This window comes from Candidatus Solirubrobacter pratensis (assembly GCF_000425945.1).
GTDB classification, from domain to species: domain Bacteria; phylum Actinomycetota; class Thermoleophilia; order Solirubrobacterales; family Solirubrobacteraceae; genus Solirubrobacter; species Solirubrobacter pratensis.
The window spans coordinates 37,801-51,976 of sequence record NZ_AUEK01000007.1 but is presented as its reverse complement, the minus strand read 5'-3'; the positions used below and the strand labels follow the sequence as shown (position 1 = coordinate 51,976).

The window sequence follows — 14,176 nt, the reverse complement described above, 5'->3', positions numbered from 1 at the left end:
AATGGCCGTGGGTCGATACACCGGACCAGTCGAGAAGCTCTCCCGCCGCGAAGGGGTCGAGCTGTACCTGAAGGGCGAGCGGGCCTTGAACGGCAAGTCGGCGCTGGAGCGCCGCGGCCCCGTACCGCCCGGCCAGCACGGCGCCGCGCGCCGCCGCCGGCCTTCCATCTACGCCGAGCAGCTACGGGCCAAGCAGCGCGCCAAGCGCTACTACGGCGTGCGCGAGAAGCAGTTCCGCAACTACGTGCGCGAAGCGGCCAGGAACCGCGAGCGCGTCACCGGCGAGGAGCTGCTGCGGCTGCTCGAGCGGCGGCTGGACAACGTCGTCTACCGCCTCGGCTTCGCCTCCACGCGCGCCCAGGCACGCCAGTTCGTCAACCACGGCCACGTGACGGTCGACGGCCGGCGCGTGGACATCGCGTCCTACGCCGTCAAGCCCGGGCAGGAGATCGCGATCGACTCGTCCTCGCCGGTGCGCGACGTCGCCTCGGCCATGACCGAGCTGACCGGCACGGTCGCCGGCTGGCTGCAGACCGACTTCGACGGGCTGTCGGGCAAGGTGCTGCGCATCCCCGAGCGCGCCGAGATCAGCGCGCCGGTCGACGAGCACCTGATCGTCGAGCTGTATTCGCGGCTCTAGCTAGACGCCGAGCTTCTCGCGCAGGAGGCGATTGACCTCGCCTCCGTCCGCGCGGCCCTTGGTCTCGCGCATGATCGGGCCGACGAGCGCGCCCATCGCCTTGGCGTTGCCGCCGCGGATGCGCTCGACGATGTCGGGGTTGTCGTCGATCACCTTCGCGACGATCGCCTCCAGCTCGCCGGAGTCCTCCATCGCCGCGAGTCCCTCGCGCTCGACGATCTCGCCTGGGTCGCCGCCTTCGGCGACGAGCTTGTCGAGCACGGTCCGTCCGGCGCCCGCGGTGACGGTCTTCGCGGTCACGAGCTCGATCAGCTTCGCGAGCGTCTCCGGCGCGACCTGCTCGGTCCCGTCGACGCGCGTGCGCAGCTCCTTCACCCATGTCGCGGCGGCCTTGGGCTCGCCGCCGACGGCCTCGAAGTAGGCGCCCCATTCGGGCTCGAACGAGAACAGCCGCGCATCGTCCTCGGCCAGGCCGAGACCGGCGTAGCGCTCGGCGCGCGCCGCCGGGAGCTCCGGGATCGCGGCGCGGGCGGCCTCGAACATCTCCGGCGTCGGGGCGATCGGGACGAGGTCGGGCTCCGGGAAGTAGCGGTAGTCGTGCGCCTCCTCCTTGGAGCGCAGCGAGCTGATCCGCCCGGAGACGGGATCGAAGTGCAGCGTCTCCTGCTCGATCTTCTCGCCGGCCTCCAGGAGCGCCTTCTGGCGCTCGACCTCCGCGTTGATGCCCTGCATCACGAAGCGGAAGGAGTTCATGTTCTTCAGCTCGGTCTTGGTGCCGAGCTCGGTGGAGCCCGTCGGGCGGATGGAGACGTTGGCGTCGCAGCGCAGCGAGCCCTCCTCCATGTTCACGTCGCTCACGCCGAGCTGGCGCAGCGTCTCGCGCAGCAGGATCAGCCAGTCGCGCGCCTGCTCGGCCGAGTGGATGTCCGGCTCGGTGACGATCTCCGCCAGCGGCGTGCCGCCGCGGTTGTAGTCGACGATCGACGCGTCGGAGCCGTGGATGCGGCCCGACTCGCCGACGTGCACGAGCTTGGCCGCGTCCTCCTCGAGGTGGATCCGGTGCAGCCGCACGTCGCCCAGCCGGCCCCCGCTGCAGAGCGGGATGTCGTACTGGGAGATCTGGTAGCCCTTGGCGAGGTCGGGATAGAAGTAGTTCTTGCGGTGGAAGATCGAGCGCGGCGCGATCTCGCAGCCGAGCGCGAGCCCCATCATCATCCCGTAGAGCACGGCCTGCGCATTCGATACGGGCAGCGTCCCGGGCAGGCCGAGGCAGACCGGGCACGTGCGCGTGTTGGGCTCCTCGCCGAAGCTCAGCTCGCAGCCGCAGAACATCTTCGTCCGGGTCTTGAGCTGGACGTGGATCTCCAGCCCGATGACGGGCTCGTACTCGGTCATGCCCGCGCTCCTGAGGCGTCGAAGCCGATCGCCTTCTCGAGCGCGTGCGCCGCGTCGAGGATGCGGTTCTCGCTGAACGCCGGCCCCGCGATCTGGAACCCGACCGGGAGACCCTCGGAGAGCCCGTTGGGGATCGAGATCGCCGGGATGCCGGCGAGCGACATCGGCACCGTGCAGAAGTCGTTGAGGTACATCGCCAGCGGGTCCGCCGTCTTGGCGCCGAGCTCGAACGCGACGCCCGGCGAGGTCGGCGTGACGATGAAGTCGAAGCTCCCCCAGGCGGTGTCGAAGTCGCGCGAGATCAGCGTGCGGACCTTCTGGGCCTTGCCGTAGTAGGCGTCGTAGTAGCCGGAGGACAGCGCGTAGGTACCGATCAGCACGCGGCGCTTGACCTCGGCGCCGAAGCCTGCCTCGCGCGTCGCCGTGTACATGCCGAGCAGTCCGCCGCCGTGATCGGCGCGCATCCCGTAGCGGACGCCGTCGTAGCGGGCGAGGTTGGAGCTGCACTCCGCCGGGGCGATCAGGTAGTAGGCGGCGAGCGCGTGCGCCGCGTGCGTGAGCGACGTCGTCTCGATCGTCGCGCCGAGCGCGCGCGCGAGGTCGAGCGTCTCGTTGAAGGCCTTCATCACCCCCGGCTCGATGCCCTCGCCGGTGAGCTCCTCGGGGACGCCGAGGCGGATGCCCTTGAGGTCGGTCGCCGTGGGCAGCGCGACCGGCTCCGGGAGGCCGATCGAGGTCGAGTCGCACGGGTCGGGGCCGGCCATCGCCTGCAGCAACAGCGCGGCGTCGGTGACGTCGCGCGTGAACGGCCCCGCCTGGTCGAGGGAGGAGGCGAACGCGATCATGCCGTAGCGCGAGATCGCGCCGTACGTCGGCTTGAGCCCCACGATGCCGCAGAGCGCGGCGGGCTGGCGGATCGAGCCGCCCGTGTCGGTGCCGATCGACCAGGGCGCGGTACCCGCGGCGACGGCGGCCGCGCTGCCTCCCGACGAGCCGCCGGGGACGCGCATGCGGTCCCACGGGTTCAGCGTCGGGCCGTAGGCGGAGTTCTCGGTGGAGGAGCCCATCGCGAACTCGTCCTGGTTGGTCTTGCCGAGCAGCGTCGCACCGGCCTCGGCGAGCTTGCGGACCGACGTCGCGGTGTACGGCGGCCGGTAGTCCTCGAGGATCTTCGAGCCGGCCTGGCTCGGGATGCCCTCGGTGCAGAAGAGGTCCTTGACCGCGATCGGGACGCCGGCGAGGGTCGCGGCGGTGTCGAGCTGCGGCGTCTCGCCTGCCACCCAGATGTACGAGTTCAGGTCGTCGCCGGCGGCGCGCCGCCGGTAGAAGTCAAAGTACTCGGCGGCGTCGAGCTCGCCGGTGCGGATCAGCTCGGCGGCCTGCGCGGCGGTGTATTCGATCATGCGGCCCCCGGACTGGGCACGCGGAACCCGCCCTGCGCGGCGTCCGGCGCGCTCTCCAGTGCCCTCTCGACGGGGATCGAGGGGCGCGGCTCGTCGGCGCGCAGCGCGTTCTCGACGTCGACGACGTGGGAGGTGGGCGGGACGTCGTCCAGCCCCCCGAGCTCCTCGATCGTCTCGACGTAGTCGAGCACCTTCGAGAGCTCGCCCGAGAAGCGCTCGATCTCCTCTTCGGACAGCTCGAGGCGGGCGAGGCGGGCGACGTGCAGGACCTGGTCTCGGCTCAGCATTCGGCCGGGGAGTTTAGGGCGCGGGGCGTCGTGGGACCTGCGGCGGCGCGGCGCCCGGGGTGCGGTCGTCGGCCATCGCGAGCCAGCAGCCCACGAGCGTCAGGACCGCCCCGGCCAGGCCGATCCAGGCCCCGGCCTTGACGGCCACGAGCGCATTCGAACCCGGCTGGTCGAGGAGCCGATAGAGCACCAGCAGGACGGCGAGGACGCCACCGACGCTGCCGAGCACGGTGAAGGCGACGGGCTTGGCGGGGCCGCGGGCGAGGGCCGACGTGAGCGGGACGCCGATGGCGAGCAGGGCGAAGAGCGCGAGCAGGACGTCGGTGACGGAGAACGCCTCCCAGGCCGTGAGAGCGGGCACGTGGCGATCGTTCGCGCCGAAGAGCACGGCGTCGCCTCCCGGCCCGATCAGCACCCCCGCGGCAAACCCGTACCACGTCAGCCACAGCGACCCGAGCAGGACGGTGCCGCCGACGCCGGCGAGCACGTCCGCGGGCCGCAGGCGGCTCATGCCGCCGCTTTCGCCGCCAGCACGGTGTTCTTGAGCAGCATCGCGATCGTCATCGGGCCGACGCCGCCTGGGACCGGCGTGATCAGCCGCGCGCGCTCGCTCGCGCCTGCGAAGTCCACGTCGCCGGTCAGGCCGGCCTCGGTGCGGTTCATCCCCACGTCGATCACGACGGAACCTTCCTTGACCCAGTCGCCGCGCACAAGGTTCGCGACGCCGACGGCGGCGACCAGCACGTCGGCGCGGCGGCACACCTCGGCCAGGTCGCGCGTGCGCGAGTGGCAGACGGTGACCGTCGCGTTAGCCTGCAGCAGCAGCGCGGACATCGGCTTGCCGACGAGGTCCGAGCGGCCGACGACGACCGCCTCGGCGCCCTGGAGGTCCACGCCGTGGCGGCGCAGCAGCTCCATCACGCCGCTCGGCGTGCAGGGGCGCAGGCCGGGGCGGGCCTTGTTGAGCAGGCCCACCGAGATCGGCGTCAGCCCGTCGACGTCCTTGCCCGGCGCGATCGTCTCCGACAGCGCGCCGCCGTCGACCTGTGGCGGCGTCGGGAGCTGGAGCAGGATGCCCGACACGGCCGGATCGGCGTTGAGCTCGTCGAGCACCCGCGCGACCTCGTCGTGCGGCGCGTCGGCGGGCAGGCGATGGTCGAAGCCGCGGATGCCGACCTCGGCGCTCGCCTTCTGCTTGCCGCCCACGTAGATCGCCGAAGCGGGATCGTCACCCACCAGGACGGTCGCCAGTCCGGGAGGTTCGTGGCCCGCGGCGACCCACGCCGCGACCTCTTCGCGCACCTCGTCCCGGACCTGCTGCGCGATCGCCTTGCCGTCAATCAGTTCTGCCATCAGCAGCGCGCCAGGCTAGCGTCTTACTTATGAGCTTCACGACCCGTCCCGAGCTGAGCGGGACGTTCGGAATGGTCGCCTCCACGCACTGGCTCGCCACGGCGGCCGGGATGGCCGTGCTCGAGCGGGGCGGGAACGCGTTCGACGCGGCGGTCGCGGCCGGGCTGTCGCTGCAGGTCCTCGAGCCGCACATGAACGGGCCGGGCGGCGATCTGCCGCTGCTGCTGTGGGACGGCTCGCAGGTCCGCGTGATCTGCGGCCAAGGCCCGGCGCCGGCCGGCGCGACGATCGGCGCCTACCGCGACCTCGGGCTGGAGCTGGTCCCTGGGACCGGGCACCTCGCCGCGTGCGTCCCCGGCGCGTTCGACGCCTGGATGCTGCTGCTGCGCGACCACGGGACGTTCGAGCTCGCCGACGTCGCCGCCTTCGCGATCGGCTACGCCCGCGACGGGTTTCCCGCGCTGCCCGCGATCCGCTCGACGATCGCGCGCGCCGAGCCACTGCTGCGCGAATGGGAGACCTCCGCGGCGCTGTGGCTGCAGCGCGGCGACCGGTTGCGCAACCCGGCGCTGGCCGATACGTACGAGCGGATCGTCCGCGAGGCCGTGGGACCGTCGCGCGAGGCACGGATCGACGCCGCGCGCGACGCGTGGTACCGCGGCTTCGTCGCCGAGGCGCTCGCCGCGGCCATGCGGCGGCCGGTGCTCGACAGCTCGGGCGAGCGGCACGCGGGCGTGCTGACGGCGGACGACCTCGCCGGCTTCGGCGCCGGCTACGAGGCGCCCGCCTCGCTCGGCTTCGGCGGCTGGCACGTGTCGAAGACCGGGCCGTGGGGCCAGGGCCCCGTCTTCCTCCAGCAGCTCGCGCTGCTCGACGGCGTCGACCTCGGCGACTTCCTCGGGCCCGACCACGTCCACACCGTGATCGAGGGCGCGAAGCTCGCGTTCGCCGACCGCGAGGCGTGGTACGGCGACTCGGCTCCCGTCCCGCTGGAGCTCCTGCTCTCGCGCGACTACGCCGACGAGCGGCGGGCGCTGATCTCCGGCACCGCGTCCGCCGAGCTGCGGCCGGGCGGACCCGATCCGCGGCTGCCCACGATCGCCGCGCCCGCCGGCGCCGCGGCCGGCGTCGGCGAGCCGACGCGCGGCGACACCTGCCACCTCGACGTCGCCGACCGCTGGGGCAATCTCGTCTCGGCGACGCCGAGCGGCGGCTGGCTGCAGAGCGCGCCCACGATCCCGGAGCTCGGGTTCTGCCTCGGCACGCGCGCGCAGATGTTCTGGCTCGAAGAGGGCCTTCCCGCCTCGCTCGAGCCCGGCCGCCGGCCGCGGACCACGCTCTCGCCCTCGATGGCGGTGCACGAGGACGGGACCGTGCTCGCGTTCGGCACCCCGGGCGGCGACCAGCAGGACCAGTGGTCGTTCGAGCTCTTCCTCGCGCACGTGGTGTTCGGGCGCGACCTGCAGGCGGCGATCGACGCGCCGATGTTCCACACGACCCACTTCCCGAGCTCGTTCTATCCGCGCGAGGCGGAGCCGCTGCGGGTGGAGATCGAGGCGCGCGCGCCGGAGGCCACGATCGAGGAGCTGCGGCGGCGCGGGCATCACGTCGAAGTTGGCGGGCCATGGTCGCTCGGGCGGCTCAGCGCGATCTCGCGCGCCCCGGACGGCCTGCTGCGCGCGGGCGCGAACCCGCGCGGGATGCAGGGCTACGCCGCCGGGCGGTAGCCGACGCCCTTGAAGAACGTGTAACAGAACACGGTGGTGCGCAGGAGCGCCTCGACGCCCTCGTCGAAGCGCTCCGGCGCGATCAAGCCGGCGGCAAGCGCCGGCTCGCGCACGCCCTCGATCATCGCCGTGAAGGTGCGGCGGGTGAAGCCGTCGGCGAGATCGGGCCGGCTCGGATCGACGTAGACCAGCCGCGGCGAGACGCTCGCGCGCTCCAGCCCGGCGGCGACGAGCAGCGGCTGCACCTGCCGGCCGATCTCGGAGTCGCCGCCGGCGCGCCGCTGCAGCTCGACCTGGCAGCGGATCGCCTCGTGGGCGGCCGAGCTGTCGGGATGGAAGTAGGCCGAGCCGTGGTCCCCCTCGATCACCGTCACGCTTCCGCCGGGCTTGACCAGCCGCATGAGCGTCCGGAGCGCCTCGGCCGGACGGGCGAGATGCTCGAGCACGAAGCAGACGAAGAGGTGGTCGAAGGACGCAGGCTCGTATTCGAGCGCGAGGATGTCGCCTTGGCGCACCTCGACGTTGGGGTACGCCGCGGTGCGGCGGCGGGCCTCCTCGACGGACTCGGCGGAGATGTCGACCGACGTGAAGCGCGCCTGCGGGCTCCGCTGCGCCAGCGTCACGGTCTGGGCGCCGACGCCGCAGCCGGCCTCGAGCACTCGCGCGCCGGTGGGATATGCCGTGTCTCCGTGCAGCAACTCGACGAGCGTGCCGGCCTGGTCGCTCAGACGCTCGGTCTCGCGCGGCTCGTAGCCGTGGACGTAGGCGCTCATGCGGTCGCCAGGCGCGGCGCGCGCGAGCGCAGGGTCGCGAAGAGGAGCAGGCAGACGCCGGACAGCACCAGGTAGGCGACCTTGTCGCCCGCGGCTTCGCCGAGGCTGGAGCCGCCGACGTCGCCGAGCGTCTGCCCCGTCGCCCACGTGAGGTTCATCAGGCCGAAGGCGAGGCCCTGCTCGAGGCCGACCGCTTCGGCGCCGTCGGACAGCATCGCCATCGACGGCGCCCACAGCAGCCCGACCACCGGCGTCCCGACCACGACGAGCACCGCGAACAGGGCGGCGGTCTGAGGCCACGGCAGCAGGGCGAAGGCGACGGCGCCTCCCGCAAGCCCGCCGAGCATCGGCGCCAGCCGGCCGCGGCGATCGGAGAAGCGGCCGGCGAGCGGGCTCACGATCGCCTCCAGGCCGGCGGCGAGCAGCCACGTCGCGCCGATCGCGGCGGCGCCGGCGCCGAGCTCGTCCAGCCGCAGCGGCCCGAGCACGCTGAGCGTTCCGAACATCAGCCCCGGGATCGTGATGAGCGCGAGCGAGACGCGGATGCGGCCGTCGGAGAGCGAGCGCAGCAGGCCGCGGAGCGAGCTGTCGCCCTCGAGCTGGGCGGCGGGCATGCTCACGGTCCACGCCATCAGGGCGATGCCGACGACGCCGACCGAGCAGAACACCAGCTCGAAGCCCACGAGGTCGGCGGCGACGCCGATCACGGGGCCGAGCAGCGCGCCCGCGATCGCCGCGCCCATCGCGGAGCCGATCATCTGCCCACGCTGCTCGCGCGGCGCCGCGCCGGCGATCCACGCCATCGCGCCGGCCCACGAGGCGGCGCCGCCGACGCCCTGGACGAACCGCGCGAGATCGAGCATCAGGATGCTGTCGGCGAACGCGAAGCCGATGCTCGAGATCGTCATCAGCGCGAGCCCGACCAGCACGGTCGGCTTCACGCCGACGCGCGCGGCGAGCCAGCCGCCGGGCAGGCCGCCGGCGAACGTGCCGGCGGGATAGGCGGCGGCGAGGATGCCCGCGCCGGTCTTCGACAGCCCGTACTTGTCGGTCAGGTCAGGCAGCAGCGGCGTGATCGCCGCATAGAACGACGTGTCCACGAGGACGACGAGCGAGGCGAAGAGCAGGAGGCGGCGCACGGACCACTTCAGCCTATGCAGGCGTCGCGCGCGCCACTGTGTGGCTATCCGCCCCTTACGGGGTTCGAGCCCGGGCTCAGCGCCTGCGGATCGGGGCGTAGTCGGCCATCAGCTTGCGCTCCGAGCCGTCGTCCGCGAAGCGCACGACGACGATGCCGCCGGGCTCGGTCGCCGTCACGACGCCGTCCCCGAACGCGGCGTGGACGACGTCGTCGCCCATCCGGAACAGCTGGCCGCCGCCGTCGCCGGCGCCGGACGCCTCTGCCGATGCCGCGGCGGCGCCGGACCAGGACGCGATCCGGCCGGGCGACGGCAGGCCCGCGGCGGCGCGCTGCGGCTGGTCGGTCAGGTCGCGCGGGATCTCGTCCAGGAAGCGGGAGCGCATGCCGAGCGACTGCGCGCCGCCGAACGACATCCGCCGCCGGGCGTATGTGAGAGTGAGGTCGCGCATCGCGCGGGTGAGGCCGACGTAGGCGAGCCGGCGCTCTTCCTCGACGTTGCCCTCCTCGACCGCGCGCGAGTGCGGGAACACGCCGTCCTCGAGGCCGATGATGAAGACGATCGGGAACTCGAGCCCCTTGGCGTTGTGGAGCGTCATCAGGGTCACGAGGCCCTCGTCGTCGCGGATCGTGTCCGCGTCGGCGAGCAGCGCGATCTGCTGCAGGAACTCGTCGAGCGAGCCCTCGGGATTGCCCGCGTCGTACTCGCGCGCCACGCGCACGAGCTCCTCCAGGTTCTCCAGCCGCCCCTGCGCCTCGATCGTGCGCTCGGCGCGCAGCGCATCCACGTAGCCGGTCTCGCTCAGCAGCTCCTCGAGCAGCTCGCCGACCGGCGCGTCGCCCTCCAGGCGCTCCTTGAGGCGCTGCATCGTGCTCATGAAGCGGCCGATCGCCTTCTTGGCGGCCGTGCCCAGGGCGGGGATCCGGTCGCCCTGCTCCGCCGCGTCCCACACCGGGATGCCCTCGGCGTCCGCGTAGGCGAGCACGCGCGAGAGCGACGTCTGCCCCAGCCCGCGGCGCGGCGAGTTCGCGATCCGCGTGAACGCGTTCTGGTCCTGCGGGTTGACGAGGAACGTCAAATAGCCGATCGCGTCACGGATCTCGGCCCGCTCGTAGAACTTCGTGCCGCCGATCACCTGATAGCCGATCTGCGCGCGGACCAGCATGTCCTCCAGCACCCGCGACTGCGCGTTGGTGCGGTAGAAGACGGCGATCTCGGACCGCGAGACGCCCTCGTCGACCATCCGCTGGATCTCCGCGCCGACGAACCGGGCCTCCGCGTGCTCGTCGCTCATCTCGCGCACCCGGACGGGGTCGCCCTCCCCCACGTCGGTCCAGAGGTGCTTGGACATCTGCCCGCGGTTGTTCGCGATCACCGCGTTCGCGGCGTCGAGGATGTATTGCGTCGAGCGGTAGTTCTGCTCGAGCTTCACGACGGCCGCGTCGGGATAGTCGTCCTGAAAGCTCAAGATGTTCTGGATATCCGCTCCGCGGAAGCCATAGATCGACTGGGAGTCGTCGCCGACCACCGCGAGGTTGCGGTGCTCGGACGAGAGCAGCTGGAGCCAGCGGTACTGGGCGTGGTTGGTGTCCTGGTACTCGTCGACCATGATCCAGCGGAACGCGCGGGCGTAGCGGTCGCGGACCTCCTGGAACATCTCGAGCAGGTTCACCGAGCGGAACAGCAGGTCATCGAAGTCCATCGCGTTCATGCGCACGAGCTCGCGCTCGTAGTGCTGGTAGACGTCGGCCGCGGTCTGCTCGAAGTAGGAGCCGACGAGCTGGCGGTAGTCCTCGGCGGAGCGGAGCTTGTTCTTCGCGTCGGAGATCTGGGACTGCATCGCGCGCGGGGTGAAGCGCTTGACGTCGATGTCCAGATCGTCCAGGCATTTTTTGATCAGCCGGCGCGAGTCGGCGGCGTCGTAGATCGTGAACTGGCGCGTGTAGCCGAGCTTGTCGGCGTCGCTGCGGAGCATCCGGGCGCTGGCGGCGTGGAAGGTCATCACCCACATCGCGCGCGTGGCGCGGCCGACGAGCAGCTCGACGCGGTCGCGCATCTCCTGCGCGGCCTTGTTGGTGAACGTGATCGCCAGGATCTCCGACGCGCGCGCCTGGCCGGTACGGAGCAGATACGCGATCCGGTGCGTGAGCACGCGCGTCTTGCCCGAGCCGGCGCCCGCGAGGATCAGCAGCGGCCCTTCGCCGTGCAGCACAGCCTCCCGCTGCGGCGGGTTGAGACCCTCCAGCAGGGCGTCGATCGCGGCATCGGCGGGCACTTATGTCCACGATAGACGCCGGTCCAGATAGCCTCGCGCACCCGTGACCCTGACGGAGGACATCCGCGCCGCGGCGGCGCGCGTGGCCGCGCGGGCACGCTCCGTCCGCATCGACGAGGACGCGATCGAGCCGTACGCGAGGACCCTCTCGGCGCAGTCCCCGCCGGCGCCGGACATCGACGGCGACGAGGAGACGCGCGCGGCGTTCAGCCTGCAGCTGAACGCGATCAACTTCGGCTCCGGGTGGTTCCCGACGCTGCGCAAGCGCGAGGGCATGTCCGGCTTCCGCACGATCGAGGCCGGGCTCAAGGCCCGCGGTCCGTGGAGCGCGGCGGAGCTTGCGAGCATCACGCGCGAGGAGATCGCGCCGGCGATGGGCCAGGATCGCGAGCACGTGCTGATGGGCCACTTCGAGCGCCACCTGCGCGAGCTCGGGACGAACGCGCTCGGGTACGGATCGTTCCTCGCGCTCGCGCGCGCCGGGCACGGGTCGGCCGAGGCGCTGGCGACGATCCTCGCGGGCTGGGAGACCTGGCGCGACGTCTCGCCCTACGACGGCTTCGAGGTGCCGCTGTTCAAGCGCGCTCAGATCGCCGCGGCCGACCTCGCGCTCGCGGGCATCGCCCCCGCCGGCGACCTCGACCGCCTCACGCTCTTCGCCGACAACCTCGTCCCGCACGTGCTCCGCGTCGACGGCGTGCTGGAGCTCGACGCCGCGCTCGTCGCGCGGATCGAAGCCGGCGAGCTGCTCGAGCACGACTCGCCGGAGGAGGTCGAGATCCGCGCGTGCGCACTGCACGCCGTCGAGCTGCTCGTCGCCGCCCACGGAGCCACCACGGCGACCGCGGTCGACAACGTGCTCTGGAACCGCGGCGGCGAGCCGCGCTACAAGGCCCGTCCGCGCCACCGCGCGCCGTGTACCCAGTACTAAATGTAATTCCTAGGCGGCCGCGCGACGCCCGCACGCGGCTGCCGGCCCGGGCGAACGTCAAGCGCGGCGGGTAAGGGAAGCGCGGCGCGAGCCGCGCGCCGATCTCGGCTCGCGTCCTCGCAATGGCGCCTCGGACGCTCAGGCCGCAGGAAACCCGACGCCGTCGTCATCGTGCGAGCCGTCAGGCCACGACGACCACGTCGAGGTCGCGGGGGCCGTGGACGCCTTCGACGCGGTCGAGCTCGATGTCGGACGTGGCCGAAGGGCCGGAGACGAAGGTGATCGGGCCGGCGGGGTCGAGCGCGGCGATCGCGTCGGGGACGGACGCGACGACCTGGCCGGCGCGGACGATGCAGACGTGGTGGTCGGGGATCAGCGTGAGCGCGCGGCGGCCGGAGCGCTCGCCGCCGTCGAGGACGATCGTGCCGGTGTCGGCGATCGCGAGCGCGCAGCCGGTGATGACGGTGGCGAGCGCGTCGAGCTCGTGGACGGTGAGGCCGTGGTCCTCGATCGCGCCGTCGTAGGGGAAGCCGGGCGGGATCCCGGTGCGGCCGCGGGCGAGTCCGGCCAGCGTGGCGGGGAGATCGTCCTCGGATACGCGGTGGACGGTCGCGCGGTACTCGGCGACGCGCTCGCAGAACAGCTCCACATCGGGCGTGAGCGAGCCGGCACGGCGGTACGCGCGCGGGATCTCGGGCGCGTGCGGCGACGGGCCGAGCGCGGCGCGGACGGCGGCGAGGACGTCGGCCTTGGCCGTCACGACGGTCTCTCCTCGACCGGGAGAACGAGCCCTCCAGGCGAGGCTCTCCCTGCGACGTGGCCCCCTGGCTCATGTCGCGACCGCCACCAATCGCGGAAGGTCTCCTTCGGCGGGTCGGGGAGGTCGCGCATCGCCGTCCACCCCGGCACCGCGGCGTTCGCCAGCGGGCCGCGGCCGAGACGCGCGAGCCGCTGCGCGCCCTCGTAGCGGCGGCGGGTCGCGAACGCCGCCGCGATGGCCTTCATCAGCAGCGCCTCGGGCGAGCGAGAGGATTTCTCCTCGCGCACGACGCGCCCACGTAGGTGCACCAGCACCGACGGGATGTCGATCTTGACCGGGCAGACCTCGTAGCACGCGCCGCACAGCGACGACGCCCACGGCAGCGACGGCGCCTCCCCCAGCCCGCGCAGCTGCGGCGTGAGGATCGCGCCGATCGGCCCCGGATACACCGACTCGTACGCCTGCCCGCCGACCCGCTCGTACACCGGGCACGAGTTCAGGCACGCCGAGCAGCGGATGCAGTACAACGCCTGGCGCCCGACCTCGTCGGCCAGCACGCGCGAGCGGCCGGCGTCGAGCAGGACCAGATGGAACTCCTGCGGACCGTCCCCCGGCCGCACGCCCGTCCACAGCGACGTGTACGGGTTCATCCGCTCCGCCGTCGAGGAGCGCGGCAGCAACTGCAGCATCACCTCCAGGTCGCGGAACTCCGGGACCACCTTCTCGATCCCCATGATCGTGACGAGCACCCGCGGCAGCGTCACGCACATCCGCCCGTTGCCCTCGGACTCCACCACCGCGACCGTCCCGGTCTCCGCGACGCCGAAGTTCGCGCCCGACACCGCCACCGGCACCGACAGGAACTTCGCCCGCAGATGCGCCCGCGCGGCCTCCGCGATCGCACCCGCCTCGTTCCCGAGCGACTGCCCGCGCGCGATCGTGCGCTCGAACAGCTCCCGGATCTCGACCCGGTTGCGATGGATCGCCGGCACCAGGATGTGCGACTGCTTGTCGTGTCCCAGCTGGATGATCAGCTCCGCCAGATCGGTCTCGATCGCGCTGACCCCCTCCGCCGCCAGCGCCTCGTTGAGCCCGATCTCGTCGGTCGCCATCGACTTGACCTTGAGCACCTCGCCGGACCCCTGCGAGCGCGCGATCCCCGCCACGATCGCGTTCGCCTCCGCCGCGTCGCGCGCCCAGTGCACCACCCCGCCCGCACGCGTGACGGCCTCCTCCAGGCGCTCCAGCTGCTCCGGCAGCGTGGCCATCGCGCGCGCCTTGATCGCCGCGCCCGCGTCGCGCAGCGCCTGCCAGTCCGGCAGCTCGGCCACGACGCGCTCGCGCTTGCCGCGGATCAGCGCCGTCGCCTTGCCGACGTTGCGGCGCAGCTGGGAATCGCCCAGCGTGACCCGTGCGGCGTCGGGAAAGCTCATTGGCGACGACCGCCACTCGCGGCGAGGGTCGCGATCGCGGTCGCTTTGAGCATCGCTTCG

Annotated in this window: 13 protein-coding genes; 3 read left to right on the top strand and 10 right to left on the bottom strand. The window is 72.5% G+C overall.

Annotation, left to right across the window (positions count from 1 at the left end):
- Positions 1 to 7: 7 nt before the first annotated feature.
- Entirely contained in the window at positions 8 to 640 is a 633-nt protein-coding gene (gene rpsD / locus H958_RS0107190) for a 30S ribosomal protein S4 (protein ID WP_028058157.1), read from the top strand.
- Here rpsD and gatB read toward each other — a convergent pair whose 3' ends face one another.
- From gatB to folD, 5 genes are read right to left on the bottom strand one after another with little or no spacing between them, the layout of a single operon-like run.
- Entirely contained in the window at positions 641 to 2,035 is a 1,395-nt protein-coding gene (gene gatB, locus H958_RS0107185) for an Asp-tRNA(Asn)/Glu-tRNA(Gln) amidotransferase subunit GatB (protein WP_028058156.1), read from the bottom strand.
- Positions 2,032 to 3,438 carry an Asp-tRNA(Asn)/Glu-tRNA(Gln) amidotransferase subunit GatA gene (gene gatA / locus H958_RS0107180; RefSeq protein WP_028058155.1) on the bottom strand — a complete coding sequence of 469 codons (1,407 nt, stop codon included), beginning with the start codon at positions 3,436 to 3,438 and terminating at the stop codon, positions 2,032 to 2,034. Before gatA ends, gatB begins: the two co-directional genes overlap by 4 nt.
- Complete coding sequence (gene gatC, locus H958_RS0107175) at positions 3,435 to 3,725, bottom strand: Asp-tRNA(Asn)/Glu-tRNA(Gln) amidotransferase subunit GatC (protein ID WP_028058154.1); 291 nt, start codon at positions 3,723 to 3,725, stop codon at positions 3,435 to 3,437. Before gatC ends, gatA begins: the two co-directional genes overlap by 4 nt.
- A gap of 13 nt (positions 3,726 to 3,738) precedes the next feature.
- Entirely contained in the window at positions 3,739 to 4,236 is a 498-nt protein-coding gene (locus H958_RS0107170; RefSeq protein WP_028058153.1) for a hypothetical protein, read from the bottom strand.
- Positions 4,233 to 5,081: a bifunctional methylenetetrahydrofolate dehydrogenase/methenyltetrahydrofolate cyclohydrolase FolD gene (gene folD, locus H958_RS0107165; protein WP_028058152.1), complete on the bottom strand. Its 849-nt coding sequence runs from the start codon at positions 5,079 to 5,081 to the stop codon at positions 4,233 to 4,235. Before folD ends, H958_RS0107170 begins: the two co-directional genes overlap by 4 nt.
- A gap of 26 nt (positions 5,082 to 5,107) precedes the next feature.
- Here folD and H958_RS0107160 point away from each other — a divergent pair, with 26 nt between their 5' ends.
- Complete coding sequence (locus H958_RS0107160) at positions 5,108 to 6,805, top strand: gamma-glutamyltransferase family protein (RefSeq protein ID WP_028058151.1); 1,698 nt, start codon at positions 5,108 to 5,110, stop codon at positions 6,803 to 6,805.
- On the opposite strand, the gene H958_RS0107155 is transcribed toward H958_RS0107160, so the two are convergent.
- The 3 genes from H958_RS0107155 to H958_RS0107145 form a co-directional block, all read right to left on the bottom strand.
- Positions 6,787 to 7,578, bottom strand: coding sequence for a class I SAM-dependent methyltransferase (locus H958_RS0107155; RefSeq protein ID WP_028058150.1), 792 nt, complete (start codon positions 7,576 to 7,578; stop codon positions 6,787 to 6,789). The two genes, H958_RS0107160 and H958_RS0107155, sit on opposite strands and share 19 nt — an antisense overlap.
- Positions 7,575 to 8,717 carry an MFS transporter gene (locus H958_RS0107150; protein WP_028058149.1) on the bottom strand — a complete coding sequence of 381 codons (1,143 nt, stop codon included), beginning with the start codon at positions 8,715 to 8,717 and terminating at the stop codon, positions 7,575 to 7,577. The genes H958_RS0107155 and H958_RS0107150 overlap by 4 nt, the downstream gene beginning before the upstream one ends.
- Positions 8,718 to 8,793: 76 nt before the next feature.
- On the bottom strand, positions 8,794 to 10,992 hold the full coding sequence (locus H958_RS0107145) for an ATP-dependent helicase (RefSeq protein ID WP_028058148.1): 2,199 nt from the start codon (positions 10,990 to 10,992) through the stop codon (positions 8,794 to 8,796).
- 43 nt (positions 10,993 to 11,035) lie between these two features.
- On the opposite strand from H958_RS0107145, the gene H958_RS0107140 reads away from it, so the two are divergent.
- Complete coding sequence (locus H958_RS0107140; RefSeq protein ID WP_196807262.1) at positions 11,036 to 11,923, top strand: queuosine salvage family protein; 888 nt, start codon at positions 11,036 to 11,038, stop codon at positions 11,921 to 11,923.
- 181 nt (positions 11,924 to 12,104) lie between these two features.
- Here the strand turns inward: H958_RS0107140 and H958_RS0107135 are convergent, their stop codons facing one another.
- Together H958_RS0107135 and H958_RS35675 are read right to left on the bottom strand one after the other, a co-directional pair.
- Complete coding sequence (locus tag H958_RS0107135) at positions 12,105 to 12,683, bottom strand: LutC/YkgG family protein (RefSeq protein WP_028058146.1); 579 nt, start codon at positions 12,681 to 12,683, stop codon at positions 12,105 to 12,107.
- Positions 12,680 to 14,116: a lactate utilization protein B gene (locus H958_RS35675; RefSeq protein WP_081685690.1), complete on the bottom strand. Its 1,437-nt coding sequence runs from the start codon at positions 14,114 to 14,116 to the stop codon at positions 12,680 to 12,682. Before H958_RS35675 ends, H958_RS0107135 begins: the two co-directional genes overlap by 4 nt.
- Positions 14,117 to 14,176: the final 60 nt, after the last annotated feature.

What these genes read in the sequence shown, in the direction of transcription:
- gatB (WP_028058156.1), bottom strand. Translation starts at nt 2,035, where the DNA reads ATGACCGAGTACGAGCCCGTCATCGGGCTGGAGATCCACGTCCAGCTC.
- gatA (WP_028058155.1), bottom strand. Translation starts at nt 3,438, where the DNA reads ATGATCGAATACACCGCCGCGCAGGCCGCCGAGCTGATCCGCACCGGC.
- gatC (WP_028058154.1), bottom strand. Translation starts at nt 3,725, where the DNA reads ATGCTGAGCCGAGACCAGGTCCTGCACGTCGCCCGCCTCGCCCGCCTC.
- H958_RS0107170 (WP_028058153.1), bottom strand. Translation starts at nt 4,236, where the DNA reads ATGAGCCGCCTGCGGCCCGCGGACGTGCTCGCCGGCGTCGGCGGCACC.
- H958_RS0107160 (WP_028058151.1), top strand. Translation starts at nt 5,108, where the DNA reads ATGAGCTTCACGACCCGTCCCGAGCTGAGCGGGACGTTCGGAATGGTC.
- H958_RS0107155 (WP_028058150.1), bottom strand. Translation starts at nt 7,578, where the DNA reads ATGAGCGCCTACGTCCACGGCTACGAGCCGCGCGAGACCGAGCGTCTG.
- H958_RS35675 (WP_081685690.1), bottom strand. Translation starts at nt 14,116, where the DNA reads ATGAGCTTTCCCGACGCCGCACGGGTCACGCTGGGCGATTCCCAGCTG.